Source organism: Oricola cellulosilytica (assembly GCF_019966575.1).
Lineage (GTDB): Bacteria > Pseudomonadota > Alphaproteobacteria > Rhizobiales > Rhizobiaceae > Oricola > Oricola cellulosilytica.
In genome coordinates, this window is the sequence record NZ_JAINFK010000002.1 from 594,242 (window position 1) to 618,289 (window position 24,048).

Here is a 24,048-nt window from a genome sequence, read left to right on the forward strand (position 1 = left end):
TGCTACTCCTCTACCAGATCGTTTAGCCGGAAATGGCCAATGCGGGCGATCTGGGCCAGGGCTTCCCTCATTTCGGCATCCGCGTCGTTTTCCAGCCTTCGTTCGAAGGCGGCCATGATTGAATGCTTGTCGTGGCCGCGCACTGCGAGAATGAACGGAAATCCGAACCGCGCCGTGTAGGCATGATTCAATCCATGAAAGCGGGCATATTCATCTTTCGTCAGGCTGTCGAGGCCGGCGCCTTTCTGCTCTGATGTCGACTCGGGCGTCAGTTTTCCGGCAATTGCGACTTTTCCGGCAAGGTCCGGGTGCGCGCGGATCAACCCAAGTCGCAATGTCTCATCAGCGCGATCGACCGCCGCGACCATGGCCGCATGAAGCTCGTCAACACTCGCAAACGGCCGTTCATCAGCCGCGCCCGCCGCCACCCAAGGCGAATGCTCAAAGATCCCGCTGAGTTTGTCGATGAACTCATCTTGGGAGACCTGATTCAGTTTGCACAGGGAAATGCTCATGCGACGCCCGTCGCCGAACCGCGGGCCCGGATGTCGTCGACTGCTTCGAGGATATGCTCTGGGGTCGCCGGCGCCTTGAGTTTTGGCGAGATGCCGGGTTGGCCGCAGGACGCAATCGCATCTCGAATTGCGAGCCAAACCGAAACCGCCAGCATCAGCGGGGGTTCGCCGACGGCTTTCGACCGGAACACCGTCTCCTCCCCGTTCGGAGCATTTTCGAGGATCGCAACGTTGAAGTCTCTCGGCACATCTCGCGAACCAGGTATCTTGTAGGTCGACGGGCCGATGGTGCGAAGCCGCCCCTTTTCGTCCCACCAAAGTTCTTCGCAAGTCAGCCAACCCATGCCCTGCACGAAGGCGCCCTCGATTTGGCCGAGATCGACCGCCGGATTCAGCGACGCACCACAGTCCTGCAAGAGATCGGCGCGCAGGCAGCGGCTCTCGCCGGTCAGCGTGTCAATCGCTACCTCCGCCACCGCCGCGCCATAAGTGTAATAGAAGAATGGACGCCCCTTGAGCGTCTTAACGTCCCAGTGGATTTTCGGCGTGGCGTAATAGCCTGCTTCAGACAATTGCACCCGCGCCGCCCAAGTATGTTTGGCCAGTTCGGCAAAGCTGATCGAACGATTGCCCGCGTGAACGCGTCCCTCGCGGAAAACGATCTCCTCCGCCGGCACCTCGAGGTGATCCGCCGCTACATTCGTCATACGGCCCTTTATCGCCGTGGCCGCATTGTAGGCGGCCATTCCGTTAATGTCGGAACCCGTCGATGCCGCCGTCGCGCTGGTGTTCGGCACCTTGCCTGTGGCCGTCGCCGTGATCTTCACCGTCTCGATGTCGACCTGGAACACTTCGGCCACAACTTGGGCAACCTTCATGAACAACCCCTGCCCCATCTCGGTTCCACCATGATTCAGGTGGACCGAGCCGTCCTGATAAACATGGACAAGCGCGCCGGCCTGATTGAGCGAGGTGAGATTGAAGGAAATGCCGAACTTCACCGGCATCATCGCGAGGCCGCGGCGCAGAACCGGCGACGTCGCGTTGTGAGCGTCGATCTCGGCGCGGCGGCGCTGCCATTCGGACGTCGCTAGGATCGTCTCGGTCACTTCGACAAGACGGTTGTGTTCGACCGGCTGTCCGTAGGGCGTCACTTCTCCGGTTTCCGGACCGTAATAGTTGATCGCGCGTACCACATTCGGATCGAGCGTCAATTCACGTGCTACCTGATCGATGATGGTCTCGATCGCGATTATACCTTGCGGGCCGCCGAAGCCGCGAAAGGCGGTATTCGAAACGGTGTTGGTCTTGCAGGCATGGCCGACAAAGCGGGCTGCCGGAATGAAGTAGGAGTTGTCGCTGTGGGTAAGCGCGCGCGTAATGACCGGACCCGTGAGGTCCGGTGTGTTGCCTGCCCGCGCGAGATATTCGATATCCAACGCCTCGATGCGCCCGTTCTTCCTGACGCCAGCCTTCCAGGTCGCCACCATGTCGTGGCGCTTGCCTGTCGCGCTCATGTCGACTGACCGCTTCAGGCGCAGCTTCACGGGACGCCGGGTCTTGCGTGCCAGCAGGGCGGCCGCGGCTGCGATGATGGTGGCCTGGCTTTCCTTGCCGCCAAAGCCGCCTCCCATGCGGCGAACGAACACATCGACCGAGTTGGCAAGGCCGCCCAAGACATGCGCGACGTGATGCTGCACCTCGGTCGGATGCTGCGTCGAGGAATGCACCGTCATGTCGCCGTCTTCGCCGGGGATGGCGTAGGCGATCTGGGTTTCGAGGTAGAAATGGTCCTGACCGCCAATTTCGAGACGGCCCTCGATGAGCTGCTCCGCCGATGCCAGACCGGCCTCCACGTCGCCTTCAGCGACGGTCTGAGAGGGGATCACATAGCTTTCAGCCTCGTGCGCCGTCTCGACATCGAGCACGGGCTCGCGTTCCTCGACGTCCACATGAACCGCTCGCGACGCCTTTACCGCAGCTTCGAACGTTTCGGCGGCCACGACCCCCAGGGGCTGGCCGACATAGTCCACGATCTCGCTTGCAAATAGCGGCTCCCCGGGAAGGATCGGGCCGATGTCGTTGTGGCCGGGAATATCATCGGGCCCGCAAAATGCAACGACGCTCTCTATCGCGAGCGCGCCCGCGGGGTCGAGCGCGATGAGCTTCCCGTGCGCGACCGGGGAGGTCACCAGCGCTGCGTGGAGCGTACCCGGCAGTTCCGGCATGTCGTCGATGTAGTCGGCTTCGCCGGCGACGTGCTTCCTCGCGCTATCGTGCGCGATGCCCCGCCCGACCGTTGCGCGCTGAACGGATCTGACGTCGATGTTCACAGCGCCATCACCTCCACGGTTTCACCAGCGGCATCATGCGCCAGGCGCTGGATCAGCGCACCGGCGGCCTTCATGCGATACTCCGCGGAACCGCGCCAATCGCTCAGCGGAGAGAAGTCGTCGGAAAGCGCCTCAACCGCCGCACGCGTCGATTCTGAGTCAAGAGGACGTCCGATGATTTTGTTTTCACTGGATTTTGCACGCTTCGGAATCGCCGCCATGCCGCCATAGGCGATGCGACACTCGCTCACTGTGTCGCCCTCCATTCTAAGCCAGAACGCACCGCACACAGTCGATATGTCCTGGTCATATCGCTTCGACAGTTTGTAGACGCGAAAAAGTTCACCGTCCTTCAGCCTCGGCAGCGTGACCGAGATAATCACCTCGTCGGGACGCATCGCCGTCTTGCGGTAGTCGAGGAAGAAGTCCTCAAGCAAGATGGAGCGTTCACCGTCTGCCCTCGAGGCCAGCGTGATCGTCGCGCCCAGCGCGATCAGCGGCGGCGGACCGTCACCGATCGGGCTGGCCGTGCCAATGTTGCCGCCAATGGTTCCCATCGACCGAATCTGCGTTGATCCGAAGCGTCGGATCAACGTGGCAAGACTCGGATAGTCGTCAGCGACGGTCGCCAGAACTTCTTCCCAGGTCACGGCGGCGCCGAACGTCCACTCGTCACGGGTTGCCGTTATTGCGCGCAGCTCGCGCACATGGGCGGTCGACACAATCCGGTCCCAGCCGGAATGGTAGTCCGCCCGCGCAACGCCGAGATCGGTGCCGCCCGCAAGAAGAACGGCGTCCGGATATCTCCCGCGTAGCTCCAACAAGCCGGCGAGGTCTCCCGGCTGGTGCAGAACACAGCCACCAACCGCGATCTCGCTGCGGAGCGGTGGAAGTACCGATCTCGCGATGGAAGCGGGTTTGGCCTTCGCAGCCACTTTCGTCGCTTCGACGATGGGCCGGTAGCCGGTGCAGCGGCAGAGATTGCCGGCAAGCGCGTCATGGATTGCAGTTTCCTCCGGCTCGGGATTTTCCTCAATTAGGCCAGTGAGAGCCATGACGATGCCGGGTGTGCAGAAACCGCATTGCGACGAACCGTTCTGCGCCATCGCGTCCTGGAGCGGCGTTAGGGCGCCATCGTGCTTCAGACCCTCGACGGTGGTGAGTTCGGTTCCATCGAGCTGGGCGGCCGTCATGATACAGGCGTTAGCCGCCTGGCGCGGACCGTCGCCACGGCGAAGCAATACCGTGCAGGCGCCGCAGTCGCCCTCCGCGCAGCCTTCCTTTGTTCCCGTCAGGCCGGCGTGCAGCCGAACGAGGTCGAGCGCGGTGGTATCCGGGCGCACGGCGAACTCGACGGTTTTTCCGTTCAGCACGAAACGGATCGCTTCAGCGGCCTTGGTTTCTGCGTTCATTATGCCTCTGACTCTGCCTCTGCACCGGCGATCGCGTCAATTCGGTAGCGAATGCCAGAATAGGTGTGTTCCTCGAGATTGTCCCCCGGACCCTCACGATCAACGATCAGGAAATCGCTCTCCGCGCCAAGCGAAACCAGCGGGTGGTGCCAGACATTCTTCGCATAGTTCACCCCAGTGCCCGCAGAACAAATGAAAACCTCGGGCATGCCCGGAGTTCCGGCCCGATCGGGCGCGACAATCACCAAAAAAGACAGGTCCGACAGCGGATAGAACATCTGACTGCCGAGCGGATGCCGCTCCATCATCACAATTTCGATGGGAGGTGCGAAGGGTTGTCCGCGAAAAATGCTCACGATAGGCCGACCACCGCCATCGGCAACGTCTACGTTGGCCAAGGCATGAAAGCGCTCCGTCGAGCCCTGGTTGATCAGCCGGCGTTCCGCGCCCGCGATTTCAACCACCTCTCCATAGGGCGCGAATGCGGCCTTTGTCAGGGCTCGGACGGGAAGCGCCTCGGCACGCATGGATCAGCCCGCTTTCGCCGGGTGCGTCTTCAGCCAATGGCGGGCGATCTCGATCCGCCGCGCGATCCAGACATCCTCGTGCGATTGCACGTAGTCGAGAAAGCGTGCGAGCGCCGCCGCCCTGCCCGGCCGCCCGACGAGCCGGCAATGAAGGCCAACCGACATCATCTTCGGCGCGCCGTCCCGGCCCTCGGCCAGCAGAACGTCGAAGCTGTCTTTCAGATACGTCAGGAACTGGTCCCCGGAATTGAAACCCTGTGCGGTGGCGAAACGCATGTCGTTGGCATCGAGCGTATATGGGACGATCAGATGCGGTCCCTTCGGCCCATCCACGTAATAGGGCAACTCGTCGGCATAGGAGTCCGCCGAATAGACGAAGCCGCCCTCATCCATGACGAGGTCCAGAGTGTTGGACGAGGGTTTGCCCTGGTAAATGCCGAGCGGACGCTCGCCCGCGATTTCGGTATGCAGACGGACCGCTTCGCGAATGTGCGCGCGTTCGGCCTTCTTGTCGAAATCCTTGTATTCCAGCCAGCGCAGGCCGTGGCTCGCGATCTCCCAGCCGGCTTCATTCATCGCGGCGACCACCTCGGGATTGCGCGCCATCGCAGTCGCCACGCCGTAAACGGTCACCGGCATGGCCCGACCCGTGAACATTCGCCACAGACGCCAGAAACCGGCGCGCGATCCATACTCGTAAAGCGACTCCATGTTGAGATTGCGCTGCCCGGGCCAGGCCTCCGCTCCGACGATCTCCGACAGCAGCTTTTCGGAAGTCGAATCTCCGTCGAGGATGCAACTTTCGCCGCCCTCCTCGTAGTTGACGACGAACTGCAGGGCGAGCTTCGCGCCTTCCGGCCATTGCGGATCGGGCGGTGTCCGACCGTAGCCGATCATATCTCTTGGATAGTCGTTTTTTGAATACATGGTCGAAAATTGCCTCGCGGTGACCGCGTCCGCAAGTAAAAAAGCCGCGGACGATGCCGCGGCTTTTTTTCAGAGATATGGTTGCCGGACTATTTGCGGCGGAGGAGTGCCCAGACAGCCGGTACGAGGCAAGCGGCCAGCGCCGCCTTGATCACGTCGGTCACGATGAACGGGCCGACGCCCCAGGCCCAAGCCTTCTCGACCCCGTAAGCCGGATGGAAGGCAATCCACAGCGCGCCGAGTACGAGAATGATTGCCGTTCCGACCAGGTTGACGCCGAACAGCTTGAATGCGTTGTGTGACAACCCTTTGTCGGCCGCCCATCCCGTCAGGCCTGCAGCAACCACGAAGCCGGCGAGATAGCCGGTCGTCGCGCTGGCCGCGAAATAACCAAGTCCGCCGCCATTGGTGAATACCGGCAGGCCGACAGCGCCTTCCGCGAGATAGGCGAGCAGCGTGGCGATCGCGAGATTCCGCCCGTAGGCAGCGGCGATTGTGAAGATCGCCAGGGTCTGCAGCGTCGTCGGAACGGGCCACATCGGAACCTTGACCTGACCCGCGATGGCGATCAGCGCGGATCCGGCAAGCACGAGAAAGGCGTAGGTTGCGTAGCGCAGCGTCTTTTCCTGCGGAAGCGCGCGCACGACAAGCGATTGATGAGCAGTGGAATATGCCATGATTTTTCCCTGTTTAGACGACCCGCGCCGGGAGACGGCGGCCGCTTTGCCTATAGCGACGAAGCTGGTAGTCAGCAAGGCCGCTGCATGGGCACAATGTTGACAGGACACCAGTCGGACCATGGACGACCTGAACTTCGACCGCGCATTCGAGCCGGCCCATGGCGAAGCCGTGCCGGCGGGAGAGGCCATCCTGCGGGTGACCGTGAACAATCCAGGGCCTTTCACCTTCCACGGCACGAACAGCTACATCGTCGGGCGCGACACGCTGGCGGTAATCGATCCGGGTCCAGATGACGATGCCCATCTCGCCGCATTGCTCACTACCATCGGCGGACGGCCGGTCAGCCATATCCTCGTCAGCCACACGCATGCCGACCACTCACCGCTGGCCGCGAAACTCAAGCAGGCCACCGGCGCTATTGTTGCTGCCGAAGGCCCGCATCGGGCAGCGCGCCCGCTGCATATCGGCGAGGTCAATCCGCTCGACGCATCTTCCGACACAGCCTTCGCGCCGGACATCCGTCTTGCCGACGGCGACCGCATCGATACCGGCGAATGGGCAATCGAGGCCATCGCCACCCCAGGGCACACGGCCAATCATCTCGCGTTCGCGTTAGAGGGAACCGGCACACTGTTTTCGGCGGACCACGTTATGGCCTGGGCGACCTCCATTGTTGCGCCCCCCGACGGCGCGATGGCGGACTACATGGCGTCGCTCGACCGGCTCGCCGCCAGGGACGACGCGCGCTACCTTCCCGGCCACGGTGGCCCGGTCGCGAAGCCGGACAAGTTCGTCCGAGCACTGAAGGCGCACCGAAAAATGCGCGAACGGGCCGTTCTCGAACGTATCCGCAAAGGCGACCGGACGATTGCAAATATGGTAGCGGAGATTTACCGCGACACCGATCCGCGCCTGCATGGCGCAGCCGCCCTTTCGGTGCTGGCCCATCTGGAAGATCTGGTCTCCCGCGGGCTGGTAGTGACGGACGGCCCCGCGGCCATTGATGGGGTGTTCGCCCCTGCTTAGGCCGGATCCGCCTTGACGATTCCGACCAACTCAAAATCCAACCGGCTCAGGAAGCGCTCGACGAGAAGCGCGTTCCAGCCCAGATCATGCGGCACCCCAGGGGTGCGCGAGCGAATGTCGAGATAGCTCGTCTCCCCCTCGTCGGTCACACGCAGAACGGTTTGTCCGGGGATGCCGATTACGGGAGCCTGCGACGCAAACTCTAGAACGAGCTCGTCATCGGTGCCAATGCGTCCAACGCTTGACTGCAGGGTCCATCCGAACGTCTGCGCCACCTCTGTCACCGTCTTGTGGATCGCGTCGGGCGCCGCGCGATAGCGTCGGCCAGTCAATCCCGGATATCCATCCTTGAGCGTTGCTGCGACAACCGCCGGTGATGCGCCCGACATGTTTCGCGTTTCCGAAGCGAAAAGCGGCGGGTCGACGAGGTCCGTCGAAACCTCCGCCTGCCGAGGCCGCGCAGTCCAAAGAAAGCCGCCGGCCGCGAAGGGCGCGAATGTCAGCACCGACAAGAAGATCGCCCATATGACCGCGCGGCCACCCCTGGTCCCCCGCGACCACAAGCTTTGGAGGGCGGCGGCGATCAGAATCAGTCCGGCGAGGGCCGCCGCCAGGACGCATGCTCCCAGAACAAGAAACACGGACGTGTCGGCAATGCCAGTTCTCAGCGCAAAAATGGAGACCAAGGCCAGAAGGGGTGCGAAGGCGGCGAAACGCAATGCCCAGAACGCCGTCCGCGAACGCGGCCGCGACGGCAGCCGGCGCAGATAGAGCGGTTCGCGGTATCGTCTGGATCGGGCGAAGACCATGGCAAGCGGTTAGCGCGAAACGTAACCGCGTGCAAAGCCAATCGTCATCCAGGGGACACTTCAGCCGGACGCCCTATTGCTGACAAAATGCGAAGTCTCACTGCGGCCAGCTTGGAGGGGTCCACAGTCAACAAGGGAGACGCAGACATGGCGTCCGCTGACATGCACACCGCGACCACCAATCCCGAACCCGCCGAGCGAGAACGCCAACCGTCGAAGAGCGACCTCGTCGACCTGGAAGTCGTCGAACTCGAACTGGCGCTCGACCACCAACTCCTGCAGGAATTCGGTTTCGAACACTGTCTTCAAGAGGCGTGCGCGGCGACCCAATTCGACTTCCTGTTCCAGCTTCCGGTCTTCGACCAGATCCCGGGCCAGCGCATCGCGGTTCTTTCCACGGGGATCGACGGCAAGCTTCTTTTCGCCGTCCTCAACGACGCCGGCAACGATGTGGAAATCGTTCAGGAAAAGGATATGCGGCCGGAAATCACCAGCTTTGCATTGGCCTTTATGGACCTCTTCAGCAAGCTCGGTCAGCCGGAAAGCTGATCCGTCTCCCGCGCACACCAGGTCAGCCGCCGCCGTTGGCAAGCGTTGCCTGTGCAGCGGCGAGCCGCGCCACCGGCACGCGGTATGGCGAACAGGATACGTAGTGCAGCCCGACGGCCTCGCAGAACTGGATCGATGCGGGGTCGCCCCCGTGCTCGCCGCAAATGCCGAGCGTGATGTCCGGCCGGGTCCGCTGGCCGCGCTCGCACGCCATGCGTATAAACTCTCCAACACCTTCAACGTCGATGGTGAGGAACGGATCGCGGTCGATGATGCCCTTCTGAAGATACTCGTTCAGATACACTCCCGCGTCGTCACGCGAAATGCCGAAGGTCGACTGGGTCAGGTCGTTGGTGCCGAACGAGAAGAATTCCGATCCTTCGGCGATCCGGTCCGCCCGGATTGCCGCGCGGGGTAATTCGATCATCGTTCCAACCAGATATTTGAATTCGCGCCCCCACTCTTCGATCGCCGCCTTGGCTATGACGTCGATCCGGTCCTTGATGTATTTGAGTTCGCGTTCGTACGCGACGAGCGGAACCATGATTTCCGGCACTACGGTTTCACCGGTTTTCTTGCCCGCTTCCAATACAGCCTGGAAGATGGCCCGCGCCTGCATCTCGATAATTTCCGGATAGCAAATGGCTAATCTCACACCGCGATTGCCCAGCATCGGATTGACCTCGTGCAGTTCCTCCGCCTTTTGCCTGATCTGCTCGACTTCAACGCCCATCGCCAGCGCCGTGTCCTCCATTTCGCGGCCGAAACGCGGAAGAAATTCGTGCAGGGGCGGATCGAACAATCGAATCGTCACCGGCTGACCGCTCATGATCTCGAACAATTCGAGAAAATCCGCCTTCTGCATGTCCTGCAGAGTATCGATAGCCCGCGCCCGCGCGTCGTCATCCGACGCGAGGATGAAGGCTCGCATCGCACGGATGCGATCGTCGTCATAGAACATGCGCTCGGTGCGGCAGAGGCCGATGCCCTCTGCGCCGAACTCGCGCGCAACCCGGGCCTCGTCTGGCGTTTCGGCGTTGGTGCGCACCTTCATGCGCCGGATCTCGTCGGCCCATTCCATGAGTGTGCCGAAATCTCCCGAAAGCTCCGGCTGCACGGTGGGCAGTTCACCCAGCAGGACCTCGCCCCTGGTGCCGTCGAGGGTGATGACATCGCCGGACTTCAGCGTGCGACCGCCGGTGATCAGGATACCTTTCGAGACATTCATCCGGACAGAATTCGCACCCGAAATGCAAGGCTTGCCCATGCCACGGGCAACGACGGCCGCGTGGCTGGTCGTCCCTCCATGGATCGTCAAGATACCCTCCGCCGCATGCATCCCGTGGATATCCTCGGGACTCGTCTCGGGGCGAACGAGAATGGTCCTGCGGCCGACCGCACGCGCCTCCTCCGCCTCCTCGGACGTGAAGACGATTGCCCCGGACGCGGCTCCGGGCGACGCCGGAAGGCCGCGGCCGATGACCGTGCGCTCCACATCCGGACTGATCATCGGATGAAGCAGTTGCTCAAGCGAAGCCGGGTCGATGCGCCGCAGCGCTTCTGGTTTCGAGATCAAGCCCTTTTCCGCCATATCGACGGCGATGCGGACGGCGGCGCGCGGCGTTCGCTTTCCGGTCCTGGTCTGCAACAGCCAGAGTTTTCCGGTTTCAACGGTGAACTCGATGTCCTGAACGTCGCGATAATGGTTCTCAAGGCGCCTGGCGACATCCTTCAGCTCCTGAAACGTCACCGGTAAAGCGATATCCATCGCGGCCCGTCCGGAATCAGTTGACTGGGCCTTGGTGAGTGGATGCGGGGTTCGCGCGCCGCCGACCACATCCTCGCCCTGGGCGTTCGGCAGGAATTCGCCATAGAGTCTGTCGTCGCCCGTCGCGGGATCACGGGTGAACGCGACCCCGGTCGCGGACCCCTCGCCCATATTGCCGAATACCATCGACTGCACCGTCACCGCAGTTCCCCAGTCCGCGGGAATTGCGTGCAGCGCGCGGTAAGTTATGGCGCGCGGGCTCATCCAGCTTTGAAGGACGGCAGTGATGGCACCCCACAGTTGCGCGAACGGGTCCTGGGGGAATTCCTCTCCCAGTTCATCGCGGACCAGCCCTTTGTAGCGGGCAATGATCGCCTGCCAGTCCCTGGCGCCTAGATCGGCATCGCGGGTCATTCCCATCTTGCGCTTCACGCAATGGATCACATCCTCGAACATCGACTGCTCGAGGCCCATAACGACACTCGCATACATCTGGATGAAACGGCGATAGCTGTCATGGGCAAATGTCGTATTGCCGGTCGACCGTGCCAGCGCTTCCACGGTGTCGTCGTTCAGGCCGAGATTGAGCACTGTATCGAGCATCCCCGGCATAGAGTCCCGCGAGCCGGAACGAACCGAAACGAGCAGCGGGTGATCGCCTGCTCCGAACGTTCTTCGGGTCACGCGCTCCAGCGCTTGCAGCGCGGTTTCGACCTGCCGCTGAATGCCGTCTGGCATCGACTTGCCGTTGCTGTAGTAATGCTGGCAAAGGTCCGTGGCGATGGTAAAGCCGGGGGGAACAGGCAACCCCAAACGCGCCATCTCGGCCAGACTTGCACCCTTCCCACCGAGCCGGGCGCGATCGCGTGCTGACCCGTCCGCCTTTCCGGCTCCGAAACTGTAAACCCAGTTGGCCATGTGCCCTGCGCTCTCTCCCCTTGCCGGCGTCAGCCGGAGGCAATCTCCGAGAGAACGCATAGCGCATTTTGCTCAGGTTTTGGGATCATTTTTGCCGCACTGCAGCAAGAAATTGGCCGCCCAGCGCGGCGGCGATCAGCCCGCACCCAACCACTGAGCGAAGGGCCAACTTCTGGATGAGGCTCGAGCCGAATTGCGGATCGGGGGAACCGTGACAAGCCCTAGTTAAACGACGTTTCGCAGGTTCACGTTCCAGATGCGCGCCAAAACCAATCGTGAACAGAGCCGGGAAAATCCGAACGCTGCGAAAAGCTTGATCTTAATTCTTTTCATTCAAGGTGGATTTTCATCCCTCAGAAAAGCCCAACGTGCGTGAACCCGATTTGAACCACATTGACAGTCCAACATTTTCGGGAATGTCGACACTGGACCTCGGAGTTCGACGTTCGCTGCTTTGGATCCTCGCAGTGCCCACGGCGCTCGCCGTCGGGATCCTGGTGGCAGGGATCGCCTATTATACCCCGACGGCGATTATAGATAATGCCTTGCACGAAGCGATTCTGCGAGCGGAAACAACCGCGAAGCAGATGCAAACAATGCGAGCATTCTACTCGGAAAGCGTCGTCTCAAGGGCCACATCAGCCGGGACGAGAGCATCACCAAACTACAAATCGGATCCTCTTGCCATACCGGTGCCGACTACTTTTCTTCTCGACGTTGCGAAGGCCTTCAGCAACCAAGACATCAAAGTGGATCTGGTAAGCCCATATCCGTGGCCGGGCCGCCAAGATCGACAACTCGATCGATATCAGCTGGAAGCGTGGGCCTTTCTCACGCAGAACCCGAGCGGAAAGTTTGTCAGACGCGAGATGATCGATGGTCGTGAGACCCTGCGTGTCGCGGTTGCTGACAAGATGAAAGAATCCTGTGTCGCCTGCCACAATGCCAATCCTCTTTCGCCGAAACGCGACTGGAAAGTCGGGGACGTCCGGGGACTGATCGAAGTAGAGCGCCCGATCGATGACGTAACGCATGGCGCGAAAAGCCTCTCCTGGACCCTCGTTGGCGGAACCGTCGCGGGTGGCGTCGCCCTCCTGATCGCCCTTCTGGTGATTGGTCAGCGCCTCGTGCGCCCGCTGCGACAATTAACAAACTCGATCAGGGACATAGCTCAAGGTTCGGACCAATCCGAGATTCCACACGTTCGCAGGCATGATGAACTTGGCCTGGTGGCACGTTCTCTACTCGTTCTCCAGGAGCAAACCAAAAAAAGGGCCAGGGCGGAGGCAAAAATCCGCCACATGGCACATCATGACTCTCTCACGGGCCTACCGAACCGGACCCTCTTTCAGATCGAGCTGGAAAAAGCGTTGAAAGACCGGCGCGTCGGGGGCGATTTCGCGGTCCACTGTCTCGATCTCGACAACTTCAAGGCGGTCAACGATACGCTCGGTCACCCGGTTGGCGATGCTCTCCTGGTCGAAGTCGCCAAACGCCTTAAAGGCTCATTGGGAGCGGACGACAAGATCGCCCGGCTTGGTGGCGACGAATTCGCGATTATTCAACAGAATGCTTCAGATCGCGCTGTCGCCGAGAAATTGGCGGAAGACGTCATCCATGCGCTGAGCCATCCCTACTATATCCATGGGCGCCAAGTCGCAACGGGCGTGAGTGTTGGTATCTCGATGTCCACGGAGAAGACCGTGAGCGCCGACCAACTCCTCAAGCATGCTGACATGGCGCTCTATCGCTCGAAGAATGACGGACGGGGTGTCTACCGCTTTTTCGAAAAGGTGATGGACGCAGAATTCCAGTCACGTCTGGCGCTGGAGATGGATTTGCGCTGTGCGATAAACAACAATGAACTCGAGCTCTTTTATCAGCCGATTATCAGCCTGGATTCCAACCGTCTCTGCGGCTTTGAAGCCTTGATCCGCTGGAATCATCCGACGAGGGGCGTTGTTCCCCCTACTGAGTTCATCGGCATCGCCGAGGAAATCGGGTTGATCGATTCGATTGGAGCGTGGGTTCTCAAGTCGGCCTGCGCTGAGGCCGCCACTTGGCCTAGCGACCTGAAGGTCGCCGTCAATATCTCACCGGTCCAGTTCAACAGCAAGCTTATCGTTTTGAGTGTGATTTCGGCGCTCGGGGAAACCAACTTGCCGCCAAGCCGGCTCGAACTCGAAATTACGGAAGCTGCAATGCTGGATGACAACGTGCTGACCCTGCAGACTTTGCACGAACTAAAATCGCTCGGATGCCGGATCTCCATGGATGATTTTGGCACCGGCTACTCCTCGCTGAATTACGTTCAGAAATTTCCTTTCGACAGAATCAAGATCGACCAATGCTTCGTGCGAAACATGTCGGAGGAGGATCGCTCGAATGCAATTGTGCGCGCCGTTACGGGATTGGGGGCCAGTTTCGGCATGAAGATTACAGCAGAGGGCGTTGAGACGCGTGCGCAACTGAAGCAACTGCAGATAGAGGGCTGCAATGAGGTTCAGGGATATCTTTTCAGTCCTCCTCGATGTGCTCGCGACACACGCCGCCTGATCGATCGCGTCCGAGAACGGGCTCGCATTCCAGCCTGATCCAGTCTGAGGCTGGGGCTGTCCTCATTCAAATCCAAGGAACCGAAAGTCGTCGCAATGAAGTCATTGGTCATCATCAGCCATCTGCTTGCTGTCATCTTCGGCGTAGGTGGCGCATTGATCCTTGATATCTACCTCCTCCGGCACATTCGCGGCCGTGTGATCAGGGGGCAGGACGTCGAGTTTGTAAACTTCATGAGTGCCTTGGTGAAGACGGGTCTTATCGCGATCTGGGCGACGGGCATTATCATCCTCAGTATCGCCCCGGACGGACCTGCCTCCGTTCTATCCAACCCGAAAGTGCAGGCAAAGCTCGTCATTGTCGTCGTCCTGACCCTTAACTCGCTATTCATTGAGACCGTCGCGCTACCGCTCATACGAAACAACGTAAAGCATCCGCTTTTTCACAATGTATCGAGTTTCCAGCAGACAGCGATCCTTTCTTTTGGCGCGATCTCTACCGTGAGCTGGATGACGCCTTTCGTGCTCGGACTTACGCCTGAATTGAACACCGTCGTCCCGGCCCATGTGATCCTCGGCGTTTATGCTACGCTTGTCGGCGCTACTGCCCTGGCTACGCAGTTTCTTGTCAGTTTCATGTATCGTCCGAGGAGCAGCCAGCGGCCAGCGCGCCGGCAGACCGCCCGCCCAAGCAAGAGACAGGAGTTGCTAAAAGGCGATGCCCCTGTTCACGCCGCCATGCATGAGGCGATCGAAAAGGCCTACGCGAGGCCGGGGCGAAAGGCAGCGCGAAAATAATACCGATTGCCTACTGCACTAGGTGAAGAACCCCACCGATGAGGATCGCAAGGCCGGAGTGGCTCTTCGCGGGGACCTGAGGCAGAGCCGAACAGTTCACGTCCGAGTCTAACTTGCCTCGCGCAGCTCCTCCGCCTGCTGCAGATCCACCGACACGAGCTGCGAAACGCCCTGTTCTGCCATCGTCACGCCGAACAGCCGGTCCATGCGGGCCATGGTGATCGGATTGTGCGTAATGATCACGAAGCGTGTATCAGTCTCTCGCGACATCTCGTCCATCAGATTGCAGAACCGTACGACATTGTGATCGTCGAGCGGTGCGTCCACCTCGTCCAAGACACAGATCGGCGCCGGATTGGTGAGAAAGACGGCAAAGATCAACGCCATCGCCGTCAACGCCTGCTCGCCGCCCGAGAGCAGGGTCATTGTCTGCGGTTTCTTGCCAGGCGGGCGCGCGACAATCTCCAGGCCGGCCTCGAGCGGATCGTCACTTTCGATCAGTTGCAGATCCGCGGTGCCGCCACCGAACAGATGCGTGAACAGCCGCTTGAAATGCGCGTCCACGATTTCGAAGGCCTCCAGGAGACGTTCCCGTCCCTCGCGATTGAGACTCGAAATTGCCGTGCGCAATTCGCGAATCGCTTCAATGACATCATCGCGTTCCCTGACAAGCGACTCGAGCCTCTCGACCAGCTCCGCCTGTTCCTCCTCAGCGCGCAGGTTCACAGCGCCAAGACGCTCGCGCTCGATCTTTAATTTGTCGAGCCTGCGTTCCACAACATCGACGTCGGGCATGGTGTCTCCGGATGTCAGCCCGGTCATCTTGAACGCTTCGTGCGGAGCGCAATTCAGCGCCTCGCGGATGCGCGTCTCGATGTCCTTGCGGCGTTCGGCGGCGGCGGTCAATCGTTCCTCCGATCGCGCGCGCTCCTCGCGGGCTGCGGAGAGCGCGGTGATCGAATCCGTGGCAGCGCTGTCTGCATGCCGGGCTGCCGTCTCGGCCAGGGCGAGCGCGTCGCCGCCTTCGCGCTGAGCCTGCTCGGCCTTCTCGATTTCGCGAACAAGTTGGCGACGACGCTCGGGCATTTCGTCCGGCGCATCGTCCATTGCCGCGAGTTCGCCGGAGGTCGCCGTCTTGCGGGCCGTTAGAACCTCGATTTGCCGATCGGCATTGGCGGCCCGCGACAGCCAGTTTTCGCGCTCCGACCGCAGCGAGACCAACCGGCGCTGACGGGCCTCTTTCTCGCGGGAGAGCGACTGATGATTTGCCCGCGCTTCGGTCAATGCCGCCCGTTCGGCGAGGACGATGGCGTTCTGACGTTCAACCTTGCCGTCCAGCTCCGTCAGATCAGGCTCGCCCGAAAGCGCCGTCTCGGCTTCGGCGAGCACGCCGGCGGCTTCGTCCATATCAGCCTTTGCGCGAACGAGGCCCTCGTCCAGAACCGCCTTGCGCTTCGACAATTCCCCGGTCGCCCGTTCAGCGGCTGCCAGCGCCTCGCGCGCGTACCGCACTTCCGTCTGCGACCCCTTCACGGCTTCCCGCAACCGGCGCTCCTCATCAGCGGCGGCGGCAGTCGCGGCGCCGGCCTCGGAGGCTGCGTTTTCGGAAGTCCGGAGCGCCTTGGTGGCCTCGATGATCTCCGCGTCCAGTTCAGCCAGCCGGTTCTTCTGGGCGAGACGTTGGGCCGCAGGCGTCGGCGCATCGGCGCGGGCGGTGTAACCGTCCCACCGCCATAGCGCGCCATCGCACGAAACCAGACGCTGGCCGGTCTTGAGCGATTCCGCCAGGGAGGCCCCCTGCTCATGGTCTTCGACTATGCCTATCTGGTTGAGCCGTCGCCGAAGCGCATCGGGCGCCTTGACATGATCGCCGAGTCCCTCGACACCCTGCGGCAACGCGGGATCGTCGGAATGCGCAGCAGCGCCGGACCAATAGGCGGGAGCGTTGCCGTCAAGCGGCAAATCGAGATCGTCGCCGATCGCTGCTCCGAGCGCGGCTTCAAAACCTTTCTCCACCTTAATTTGCTCGACCACAGCCGGAAAGAGGTCCGCCGAGCCGGCATTCAGCATCTTCGAAAGGGTCCGCGCCTCCGTTTCCAGCCCGTTCAGGCGCGTCCGCGCTTCTGCCAACGCGGGCTGCCGCTCGGCTTCCGCTTCACGCGCCGCGGCCAAGGTGCTCTCCGCCTGTGTGACCGCGGCCTCCGCGTCCGCCGCAGCACTTTCCGCCGCGTCGAGGAGCGCACGTTTCTCGGTCGGGTCGGCAAGATCCCGAATTCGACCCTCGATTGCGGACAGCTCCGAGACCAGTGTGTCATACTGCCTGGCAAGCCGTTCGCCCCGCTCGCCGGTCTCCCGGATCCGACGTTCAAGCTGTGTGCGGAGCGCGCCCGCCTCCGCCCGCTCCCCCGTGAGACGCGACAACTCGCTTTCACTGCGTGCCAGCGCTGCCTCGGCAGCTTCGAAAAGCTTTTTCAGCTCCGCCTCGCGATCGCCGGTCGCCGCTTCCTCGGCGGTCAGTTCCGCCTCTTCGGCCGCGAGCCGTTCAATCGCTTCGGCGTTCTCGCGCTTCATGCCCTCCTCGCGCTCGATATCGGCGCCAAGCTGCGCGATCCGAGCCTCCAGCTCGCCGCGCCGCGCCTCCTGGCGGCGGGCATCTTCGTCAAGCTGGTTCAGGGCGATCGTCAGGCGTTGCAATGCGGCAGACGCCGAAGCCGCGACATCGCGCAGCTCCGGCAGCTTCTTCTGCGCGATCGCCTGCACCTTGGCCGCTTCCATTTGCAATTGCGCGCGCTCGCCGACCAAGGAGGTGGCAGAGGCAAGGGCGGTTTGCGCCTCGGCCTCCTGCGCTTTTGCCAAGGTCCACTTCAGGTGCAGCAGTGTCGCCTCGGCCTGCCGGACATCGCGCGACAGCGCCTTGAAGCGATTGGCCTGCCGTGCCTGACGCTTGAGGCTCTCGATCTGGCTTTCGAGTTCGCCGACGACATCCTCCAGCCGCTCGAGATTGGTCTCGGCACCCCGCAGGCGAAGTTCGGCATCGTGGCGGCGCGAATGCAAACCGGAAATCCCGGCGGCTTCCTCCAGCAGCGCCCGCCGGGCCTGCGGCTTGGCCTGGATCAGTTCGCCGATGCGACCCTGTCCGACCATCGACGGCGACCGCGCGCCGGTCGACTGATCGGCAAACAGAAGCTGAACATCCTTGGCGCGGGCGTCCCGGCCATTGATCTTGTAGGCTGAGCCGGCCTCGCGCTCGATCCTCCGTGTTACCTGGAGGGTGTCATCCTGGTTGAATGCCGCGGGGGCGGTGCGGTCGGCATTGTCCAGGAACAGGGACACCTCGGCGGTGTTTCGCGACGGCCGGCCGCCAGAGCCGGAAAAGATGACGTCATCCATGCCGGAGGCGCGCATGTTCTTGTAAGAACTTTCGCCCATGACCCAGCGCAGCGCCTCGACAAGATTGGACTTGCCGCAGCCATTCGGTCCGACCACGCCGGTGAGGCCGCCCTCGATGATGAATTCGGTCGGTTCGACGAACGACTTGAAACCGAGGAGGCGGAGCTTTTCAAAGCGCATCAGCGCACCCGCCCCCTCACGTCACAGTCCATTCCACGCGTGCCACAAGGCACACGCGGCTCAAGCACCCCGTCAGAGCAAGTCGTCGAAAATGGCCGACATCTGTTCAACTGTTAGCGCCCCGGAATACTTCTTTCCGTTGATGAAGAACGTCGGGGTGGCATTGACGCCAAATTCCGCCGATCCGCGTTCCCGCACCGTGTTGATGTCATCCAGAAGCTTCTGATCGGTCAAGCAGGCTTCGAAGCTCTCCTGTGTAAAACCAGCCAGTTTGGCGATGTTCATTAGCGGAGCGCGCGCATTTTGCGCTCGGGCCCATTCGTCCTGCTGCTTATACAGTACATCGATCATCGGCACGTATTTGCCGGCGGGCGCGCAACGCGCCAGCATGAAGGCTGCCGCCGCGCGCGGGTCGAAGGGGAATTCGCGCAGGATGAAGCGAGCCTTGCCCGTGTCAATGTACTTCTCCTTGATCGCGGGCCAGGTCTGGGTATGGAAGCGGGCGCAGAAACCGCAGGTCATCGATGCGTATTCCACAACGGTGATCGGGGCGTCCTCCGATCCGACGACGATCTCCTCGAGCGGGCCCGTCTCCATCAGCTTGTCGACATCGACCTCACCTTCGGGCGACGGCGCGGACTGCGCCCATAACAACTGAGGCACCGCGACCGTTGCGAGAACGGCGGCGCCGGAGAGCAAGGCTGAACGGCGCGTGAAAAGAGTCTTGGTCATGGATAATCTTCCTGCTTCAAAGGTCTCGAGCCGGTATATGTCAGGGAACGTGGCAGGACCATGGCCTAAATACCCTGCGTTAGCGCCGCAGATCGTCACAATCCCGTTATGGTCTCCCGCAATGCCGCGCTTTCCGCGTCACTCCACCGCAGCGCCCGCGTTCTCGCGTTCATCGCCGGCGTGATCGAGGCAAAGGCTCTCCTTGAAGGTCAGCGTGCGGTAGGGGAACGGGATCTCTATGCCGGAATCGTCGAGCGCACGTTTGACGGCCGAGATCACCTCGTCACGCGATTTGCGGATGTCGACGGGCTTTGAACCGGTCCACCAGGTCACCTCGAAATTGACAGAGGAATCGGCAAATTCCTGCGCGAAAATCTGGACCGGACGGTTGTCGCTGATAACCGTCCCACAACCCTCCACCGCACCACGGATTATGTCGCGGCACTTGTCGACATCCTCGTCATAGGCGACGCCACAGACAATGCTCGTGCGCCGCTGGTCGAGGTCGGTGCGGATTGTAAGCGGGTTCTTGAACAACATCGCGTTGGGCACGACGACCAACTGGCCATCGGTCTGGCGGATATGGCTTTCCCGGATCGAAATGTTCTCGACCTTGCCCTCGAGCCCCTCGCACTCGATGAAATCGCCGATCCGCATCTCCTTGCGGAAGAGGATAATGATGCCGGCGAGAAAGTTCTCGAAGATATCCTTGAAGGCGAAACCGATCGCCACGGACCCTATGCCGAGACCCGCGAGAATACTGGCGGGGGTGAGGTTGGGAAAGACGACGACTGCGGCGATCATCAGGCCGAGGATCCAGATACCGATCGAGGCAAGGAGCGAAAACAGGTTCTTCAGGCTTTGGCGCAGGGAGGTCCGGTCAAGCCCACGCCGCAGCAGTGCCCGGACACCCATCGCTACCAGCCAAGTGAGGACGATGACGGCGATGGCCACCGCAATCTGGGGAAGAAGCGCTACCGCTCCACGGGCGATCTCGTTGATCTGCTTGTAAATGATGCTGATTGGATCCATCGGTCTCGCCCCCTCACCACAGGACAACCTACGCACGAAAGAACGATCGGTTCAATCGGTTAGATGCAGAACGATCCGGCGGCGGTGAGGCCTGTCGCGATGCTCGAACAGATAAATACCCTGCCACGTGCCGAGCAGAAGCCGGCCATCGGTCACCGGGATGCCAAGCGAGGTTTGCGTCAGCGCCGCCTTGATGTGGGCGGGCATGTCATCATTTCCTTCCGAGCGGTGCGTAACCCAGCGCATCGAGGGATCGTCGGCCGGGGGCGCGAGACGCCGAAAGAACTCGTTGAGGTCGCGGCGCACGTCCGGGTCGGCGTTTTCCTGAATGACGAGGGAGCAGGACGTGTGGCGCACGAAGACTGTAAGCAGCCCCTCCGCGATGCCGCTTTCCTGGACGAACGCGGACACCTCGTCCGTGAATTCGTAAAGGCCGGGTCCGTTCGTCCGGACGGTGATTTCTCGTTGCATGATCTGTCCTCACCTCCGCGCTCTTGTCCTACGGAAAACGAACTCCTGGCTCTTCCGGGTTCCATACCGGATATTTCTCCATCACCGCGGCAAACGGCTCCGACCGGAGGAATCCGTCCAGCCATTCCCGCAGCGGCGGCTCGGCGGCGGCGTCGAATCTGCCGCGATCAATGTGCGCGAACTGGCGGACGAAGGGCAGGATCGCCATGTCGGCGAGCGAAGCGCGGTCGCCGAACAGCCAGCCGCCATGGCACGCGAGGATCGGCGCAAAGCCGTTGAGGCGGGCCATCGCCCTCTCCCACGACCTGTCGGGCTCGGCGTCCGGAAACCGGTTCGGATATTTCGCCCGATCCAGATCGCTCTTGAAGCCGCCGTTGATCTCGTCGATCAGCGCGACCATGGTGTCGAGCGATCCGGCGGGCGGCGACAGCCAGCCTTCGGGATCGTTTTCCCGCAGCGCCAGCAGCATGATGTCGAGGCTTTCATCGACAACCGTTCCGTCTCCGGTGACGAGGGCCGGAACGGTTGCGCTGGGCGAGGCTTGAAGGAAGGCCTCGGGCTTTTCGCGTAGCAGGATCTCGCGAAGTTCCACCGTCATGCCCGCCACCCTGATCGCGAGGCGAGCCCGGATTGCATAGGGACACCGGCGAAAAGAATAGAGGATCGGAGCCATGCCCCTTCCTGTCATGCTTCCGCCCCTGTGGGAAGGCACCGGGGGCGCCGTTCAAGCCGAAGCCTAGTGGTAGAAAAGACGAGGCCTTTCAGAAGCCTGGCGGAATGTTCGGTCAAACTGATTCAAATGCGGCCAGCGGGATTTGCAGACAGGCAAGCCTGTTCGAAGGGTCCGCGGGACTTTCGTTTGCCGAAACCTCGGCCATTGCCTTAACGTCACGGCATGGGTGGCTGGCCGAGACTGGACTATGCACGCTGGCGTGGAACCGGCGGAAGCCTTCACATGTGGACGCAGATCGTCGGAAAGTTCCGGCTGGCGCAGTCACCGTGGGTGAACCATTCCTGGCATGCCACCCTGTATGTGAACGCCCGCGGCCTGACGACCGGCCTGGTTCCCGGCAGCCATGTAAGTCACGAGGTGCAGTTCGATTTTCTTGACCATCAGTTGACCGTTTCGAACACCCTCGGCGTCAGCGAAACGATGGTTCTGGAAACGATGCCGGTGGCGGCCTTCCACGCCCGTTTCCTGGAAATGCTCGAGTCAACCGGTGCGGCAACCGAGTTTCACGGAGCGCCCAACGAGATTCCCGATCCGGTGCCCTTCGCGCAGCAGACCTGGCCGGGCGACTACGATCCGGAGGCGGCGCGCGATTTCTGGCACGCGATGGTGAATGTCGACCGCGTGTTCACCCACTTCCGTTCAGGCTTCCTCGGCAAGGTTTCCCCGGTGCACTTCTTCTGGGGCAGCTTCGACGCCGCCGTCACCCGGTTCTCGGGACGCCGAGCGCCGCTTCATCCGGGCGGCCTTCCAGCCCTTCCCGACGAGATCTCCCGGGAGGCCTATTCGCATGAGGTCAGTTCGGCGGGGTTCTGGCCCGGAGGCGACGGCTTCGAGGAGGCGGCTTTCTACGCCTACGCCTATCCGACCCCGGATGGATTCGAAGAGGCGCCGATACGACCGAGAGAGGCCTTCTGGAGCCCAGAGGGAGGCGAGTTCCTGCTCCCCTACGACGCGGTTCGGCGAGCTGACGATCCGGACGCCGCTCTGATGGCGTTTCTGCAATCCACCTACGATGCCGCGGCCGATCTCGCGGACTGGGACCGCGCGGCGCTCGACTGCCCGGTCGGCCAGCCCCGCGTCGTGCGGGAACTCTAAGGCCAGCGCCGGCGGGACGCCGCGCGCGCTCAGGCCATCGAGGCGACGATCTCGCGGTAGGCCGCCTCAGGGAAAGCCTTCAGCGTATGGGTGCGCACATTCCCCATCATGCCCAGTTGCAGGGCATAACGCGCCATCACAGCGTCGTCCGGCGCCTCGACCACAGCGACCATGTCGTAGTCGCCCATCGTCAGGTAGAACTCCCTGAACTTGCCGCCGATGTCGGCCAGCGCCTTCTTGGCGGCATCGAGCCGCTTCGGGGAATCGCGAACGGATTTGACGCCCTGCTCGGTCCAGTTGATGAGAAGGATATAGACGGTCATCGCACACCTCCCGCGCGGCAACGGCCGCGCCGGAAAGCCGGCGCGCACGCCGCGACGTCTGCCCTCTCCAAAATTCGATGCTACGCTCCCCGGCAACCATCCACAAGCAGGCCCTGCGCGGCGCTTATCAAGGGGAGCGCGCCGGGATATATGACGGCGAGGACGAGAGATGCTGCGGGGACCGGGATGGTCAAGCTCAACGAAAGCTGGCGAACGCCGCTGCAGGGCGAGTTCGACAGCCCCTACATGGCCGCGCTGAGACAATTTCTCGTCGGCGAGAAGGAAGCCGGCAAGCGCATCTTCCCGCCCGGAGGCGAGTGGTTCCACGCGCTCGATGCGACGCCGCTGGAAAACGTGCGGGCCGTCATCCTCGGACAGGACCCCTATCACGGGCCGGGACAGGCGCACGGGCTCTGCTTTTCGGTGCGGCCGGGGGTGCGGGTGCCGCCGTCGCTCGTCAACATCTACAAGGAACTGCGCGACGATCTCGGAATCGAACCGCCCGGGCATGGCAATCTGGAGAGCTGGGCGAAACAGGGCGTGCTGCTGCTGAACGCGGTGCTGACCGTCGAAGCGCACCGCGCCGCATCCCATCAGGGCAAGGGCTGGGAGCAATTCACAGACGCGGTGATCCGCCTCGTCAACGCGCGCGAGGAACCGGTGGTGTTCATTCTGTGGGGTTCCTACGCGCAGAGAAAGGCCGCCTTCGTCGACCGATCCAGGCACCTCGTTCTGAAATCACCGCACCCTTCGCCGCTCTCGGCCCATAATGGCTTCTTCGGATCGAAGCCCTTCTCGAAGGCGAATGCGTTCCTGAAGGAGAAGGGCCGCGAGCCGATCGACTGGCGGTTGCCGGAAGCGGATTGAGGGTGGTTGGGTGCGGACCTCCCTCTCTCCCCTTGCGGGAGAGTCCGGTGCTTTCCCTCCCCCTTGTGGGGAGGGATTGCCGGAGCTTGTGAGCGGCAGCGAATTAGCGACGGCTGGGTGGGGGTGAATGAGCGCCGGTGATGGATACCCCCACCCGGCTGCGGCATGCTCGCGCGGCCTGTCCTTGGGCTTGCCGAAGGCAGGATCCGAGGGCTCGCTGCCTCGCATCCCTCCCCACAAGGGGGAGGGAAAGGGCAAGTGAGATTTTCACCGCGCCTCGCCTTCGAAGCCGGTCTTTCAAACACTTTTTGGTTTTTGGCTGCTCACGAACTGTTGAGGGCGTCGAGGGCGAGGATGTGGCAGTCCTTCAGCGTCTCGCCGACAAGTGTCTTCGGCCGCTCACGATA

General features: G+C 61.9%; 20 protein-coding genes. 6 read left to right on the forward strand and 14 right to left on the reverse strand.

Annotated elements, in window-relative coordinates:
- Positions 1-2 precede the first annotated feature (2 nt).
- The 6 genes from uraD to LC298_RS07500 form a co-directional block, all read right to left on the reverse strand.
- The gene (uraD, locus tag LC298_RS07475; protein ID WP_131571611.1) at positions 3-515 is read right to left on the reverse strand and encodes a 2-oxo-4-hydroxy-4-carboxy-5-ureidoimidazoline decarboxylase; all 513 of its coding nucleotides are present in this window, start codon (positions 513-515) and stop codon (positions 3-5) included.
- A complete protein-coding gene (gene xdhB / locus LC298_RS07480; protein ID WP_131571608.1) occupies positions 512-2,848 on the reverse strand; it encodes a xanthine dehydrogenase molybdopterin binding subunit in 2,337 nt (778 codons plus the stop codon). Before xdhB ends, uraD begins: the two co-directional genes overlap by 4 nt.
- Positions 2,845-4,260: a xanthine dehydrogenase small subunit gene (gene xdhA / locus LC298_RS07485; RefSeq protein WP_131571605.1), complete on the reverse strand. Its 1,416-nt coding sequence runs from the start codon at positions 4,258-4,260 to the stop codon at positions 2,845-2,847. The genes xdhB and xdhA overlap by 4 nt, the downstream gene beginning before the upstream one ends.
- Positions 4,260-4,787, reverse strand: coding sequence for an ureidoglycolate lyase (locus tag LC298_RS07490; RefSeq protein ID WP_131571602.1), 528 nt, complete (start codon positions 4,785-4,787; stop codon positions 4,260-4,262). The genes xdhA and LC298_RS07490 overlap by 1 nt, the downstream gene beginning before the upstream one ends.
- A gap of 3 nt (positions 4,788-4,790) precedes the next feature.
- Positions 4,791-5,714, reverse strand: a complete 924-nt coding sequence (puuE, locus tag LC298_RS07495; RefSeq protein ID WP_131571600.1) for an allantoinase PuuE — start codon at positions 5,712-5,714, stop codon at positions 4,791-4,793.
- 89 nt (positions 5,715-5,803) lie between these two features.
- Complete coding sequence (locus tag LC298_RS07500) at positions 5,804-6,391, reverse strand: biotin transporter BioY (protein ID WP_131571597.1); 588 nt, start codon at positions 6,389-6,391, stop codon at positions 5,804-5,806.
- A gap of 121 nt (positions 6,392-6,512) precedes the next feature.
- Here LC298_RS07500 and LC298_RS07505 point away from each other — a divergent pair, with 121 nt between their 5' ends.
- Positions 6,513-7,421, forward strand: coding sequence for an MBL fold metallo-hydrolase (locus LC298_RS07505; protein ID WP_131571594.1), 909 nt, complete (start codon positions 6,513-6,515; stop codon positions 7,419-7,421).
- Here the strand turns inward: LC298_RS07505 and LC298_RS07510 are convergent.
- Positions 7,418-8,230 carry a DUF1499 domain-containing protein gene (locus tag LC298_RS07510; RefSeq protein WP_131571590.1) on the reverse strand — a complete coding sequence of 271 codons (813 nt, stop codon included), beginning with the start codon at positions 8,228-8,230 and terminating at the stop codon, positions 7,418-7,420. The two genes, LC298_RS07505 and LC298_RS07510, sit on opposite strands and share 4 nt — an antisense overlap.
- Positions 8,231-8,377: 147 nt before the next feature.
- On the opposite strand from LC298_RS07510, the gene LC298_RS07515 reads away from it, so the two are divergent.
- Entirely contained in the window at positions 8,378-8,779 is a 402-nt protein-coding gene (locus LC298_RS07515; RefSeq protein WP_131571587.1) for a hypothetical protein, read from the forward strand.
- Positions 8,780-8,801: 22 nt separating this feature from the next.
- On the opposite strand, the gene ppdK is transcribed toward LC298_RS07515, so the two are convergent.
- On the reverse strand, positions 8,802-11,465 hold the full coding sequence (gene ppdK, locus LC298_RS07520) for a pyruvate, phosphate dikinase (protein WP_131571584.1): 2,664 nt from the start codon (positions 11,463-11,465) through the stop codon (positions 8,802-8,804).
- 368 nt (positions 11,466-11,833) lie between these two features.
- On the opposite strand from ppdK, the gene LC298_RS07525 reads away from it, so the two are divergent.
- Positions 11,834-14,059, forward strand: a complete 2,226-nt coding sequence (locus tag LC298_RS07525; protein WP_131571581.1) for an EAL domain-containing protein — start codon at positions 11,834-11,836, stop codon at positions 14,057-14,059.
- A gap of 66 nt (positions 14,060-14,125) precedes the next feature.
- Positions 14,126-14,818, forward strand: a complete 693-nt coding sequence (locus LC298_RS07530) for a hypothetical protein (RefSeq protein ID WP_131571578.1) — start codon at positions 14,126-14,128, stop codon at positions 14,816-14,818.
- Positions 14,819-14,926: 108 nt separating this feature from the next.
- Here LC298_RS07530 and smc read toward each other — a convergent pair whose 3' ends face one another.
- From smc to LC298_RS07555, 5 genes are all read right to left on the reverse strand, one after another.
- Positions 14,927-18,388 (reverse strand): chromosome segregation protein SMC, encoded by a 3,462-nt coding sequence (gene smc / locus LC298_RS07535; RefSeq protein ID WP_131571574.1) that lies wholly within the window; start codon positions 18,386-18,388, stop codon positions 14,927-14,929.
- A 72-nt stretch (positions 18,389-18,460) separates the two neighbouring features.
- Positions 18,461-19,120: a DsbA family protein gene (locus LC298_RS07540; RefSeq protein ID WP_131571677.1), complete on the reverse strand. Its 660-nt coding sequence runs from the start codon at positions 19,118-19,120 to the stop codon at positions 18,461-18,463.
- A 138-nt stretch (positions 19,121-19,258) separates the two neighbouring features.
- Positions 19,259-20,152 (reverse strand): mechanosensitive ion channel family protein, encoded by an 894-nt coding sequence (locus LC298_RS07545; RefSeq protein ID WP_131571571.1) that lies wholly within the window; start codon positions 20,150-20,152, stop codon positions 19,259-19,261.
- Between the two features lie 51 nt (positions 20,153-20,203).
- Positions 20,204-20,623 (reverse strand): secondary thiamine-phosphate synthase enzyme YjbQ, encoded by a 420-nt coding sequence (locus LC298_RS07550; RefSeq protein ID WP_263289055.1) that lies wholly within the window; start codon positions 20,621-20,623, stop codon positions 20,204-20,206.
- A gap of 28 nt (positions 20,624-20,651) precedes the next feature.
- A complete protein-coding gene (locus LC298_RS07555) occupies positions 20,652-21,296 on the reverse strand; it encodes a glutathione S-transferase N-terminal domain-containing protein (protein WP_223385582.1) in 645 nt (214 codons plus the stop codon).
- A gap of 222 nt (positions 21,297-21,518) precedes the next feature.
- Here LC298_RS07555 and LC298_RS07560 point away from each other — a divergent pair, with 222 nt between their 5' ends.
- A complete protein-coding gene (locus LC298_RS07560) occupies positions 21,519-22,451 on the forward strand; it encodes a DUF5996 family protein (RefSeq protein WP_131571563.1) in 933 nt (310 codons plus the stop codon).
- Between the two features lie 29 nt (positions 22,452-22,480).
- Here LC298_RS07560 and LC298_RS07565 read toward each other — a convergent pair whose 3' ends face one another.
- The gene (locus LC298_RS07565) at positions 22,481-22,774 is read right to left on the reverse strand and encodes a GYD domain-containing protein (RefSeq protein ID WP_131571560.1); all 294 of its coding nucleotides are present in this window, start codon (positions 22,772-22,774) and stop codon (positions 22,481-22,483) included.
- Between the two features lie 150 nt (positions 22,775-22,924).
- Between LC298_RS07565 and ung the strand changes: the two genes are divergently transcribed.
- Complete coding sequence (gene ung, locus LC298_RS07570) at positions 22,925-23,641, forward strand: uracil-DNA glycosylase (protein WP_223385583.1); 717 nt, start codon at positions 22,925-22,927, stop codon at positions 23,639-23,641.
- Positions 23,642-24,048: the final 407 nt, after the last annotated feature.

Bases quoted from the DNA above. Each gene is read 5' to 3' on its own strand.
- LC298_RS07550 (WP_263289055.1), bottom strand. From the start codon at position 20,623: ATGCAACGAGAAATCACCGTCCGGACGAACGGACCCGGCCTTTACGAA.
- uraD (WP_131571611.1), bottom strand. From the start codon at position 515: ATGAGCATTTCCCTGTGCAAACTGAATCAGGTCTCCCAAGATGAGTTC.
- ppdK (WP_131571584.1), bottom strand. From the start codon at position 11,465: ATGGCCAACTGGGTTTACAGTTTCGGAGCCGGAAAGGCGGACGGGTCA.
- LC298_RS07510 (WP_131571590.1), bottom strand. From the start codon at position 8,230: ATGGTCTTCGCCCGATCCAGACGATACCGCGAACCGCTCTATCTGCGC.
- LC298_RS07565 (WP_131571560.1), bottom strand. From the start codon at position 22,774: ATGACCGTCTATATCCTTCTCATCAACTGGACCGAGCAGGGCGTCAAA.
- LC298_RS07540 (WP_131571677.1), bottom strand. From the start codon at position 19,120: ATGACCAAGACTCTTTTCACGCGCCGTTCAGCCTTGCTCTCCGGCGCC.
- xdhA (WP_131571605.1), bottom strand. From the start codon at position 4,260: ATGAACGCAGAAACCAAGGCCGCTGAAGCGATCCGTTTCGTGCTGAAC.
- ung (WP_223385583.1), top strand. From the start codon at position 22,925: ATGACGGCGAGGACGAGAGATGCTGCGGGGACCGGGATGGTCAAGCTC.
- LC298_RS07555 (WP_223385582.1), bottom strand. From the start codon at position 21,296: ATGGCTCCGATCCTCTATTCTTTTCGCCGGTGTCCCTATGCAATCCGG.
- smc (WP_131571574.1), bottom strand. From the start codon at position 18,388: ATGCGCTTTGAAAAGCTCCGCCTCCTCGGTTTCAAGTCGTTCGTCGAA.
- LC298_RS07505 (WP_131571594.1), top strand. From the start codon at position 6,513: ATGGACGACCTGAACTTCGACCGCGCATTCGAGCCGGCCCATGGCGAA.
- puuE (WP_131571600.1), bottom strand. From the start codon at position 5,714: ATGTATTCAAAAAACGACTATCCAAGAGATATGATCGGCTACGGTCGG.
- LC298_RS07560 (WP_131571563.1), top strand. From the start codon at position 21,519: ATGGGTGGCTGGCCGAGACTGGACTATGCACGCTGGCGTGGAACCGGC.
- LC298_RS07490 (WP_131571602.1), bottom strand. From the start codon at position 4,787: ATGCGTGCCGAGGCGCTTCCCGTCCGAGCCCTGACAAAGGCCGCATTC.
- LC298_RS07515 (WP_131571587.1), top strand. From the start codon at position 8,378: ATGGCGTCCGCTGACATGCACACCGCGACCACCAATCCCGAACCCGCC.
- LC298_RS07500 (WP_131571597.1), bottom strand. From the start codon at position 6,391: ATGGCATATTCCACTGCTCATCAATCGCTTGTCGTGCGCGCGCTTCCG.
- LC298_RS07545 (WP_131571571.1), bottom strand. From the start codon at position 20,152: ATGGATCCAATCAGCATCATTTACAAGCAGATCAACGAGATCGCCCGT.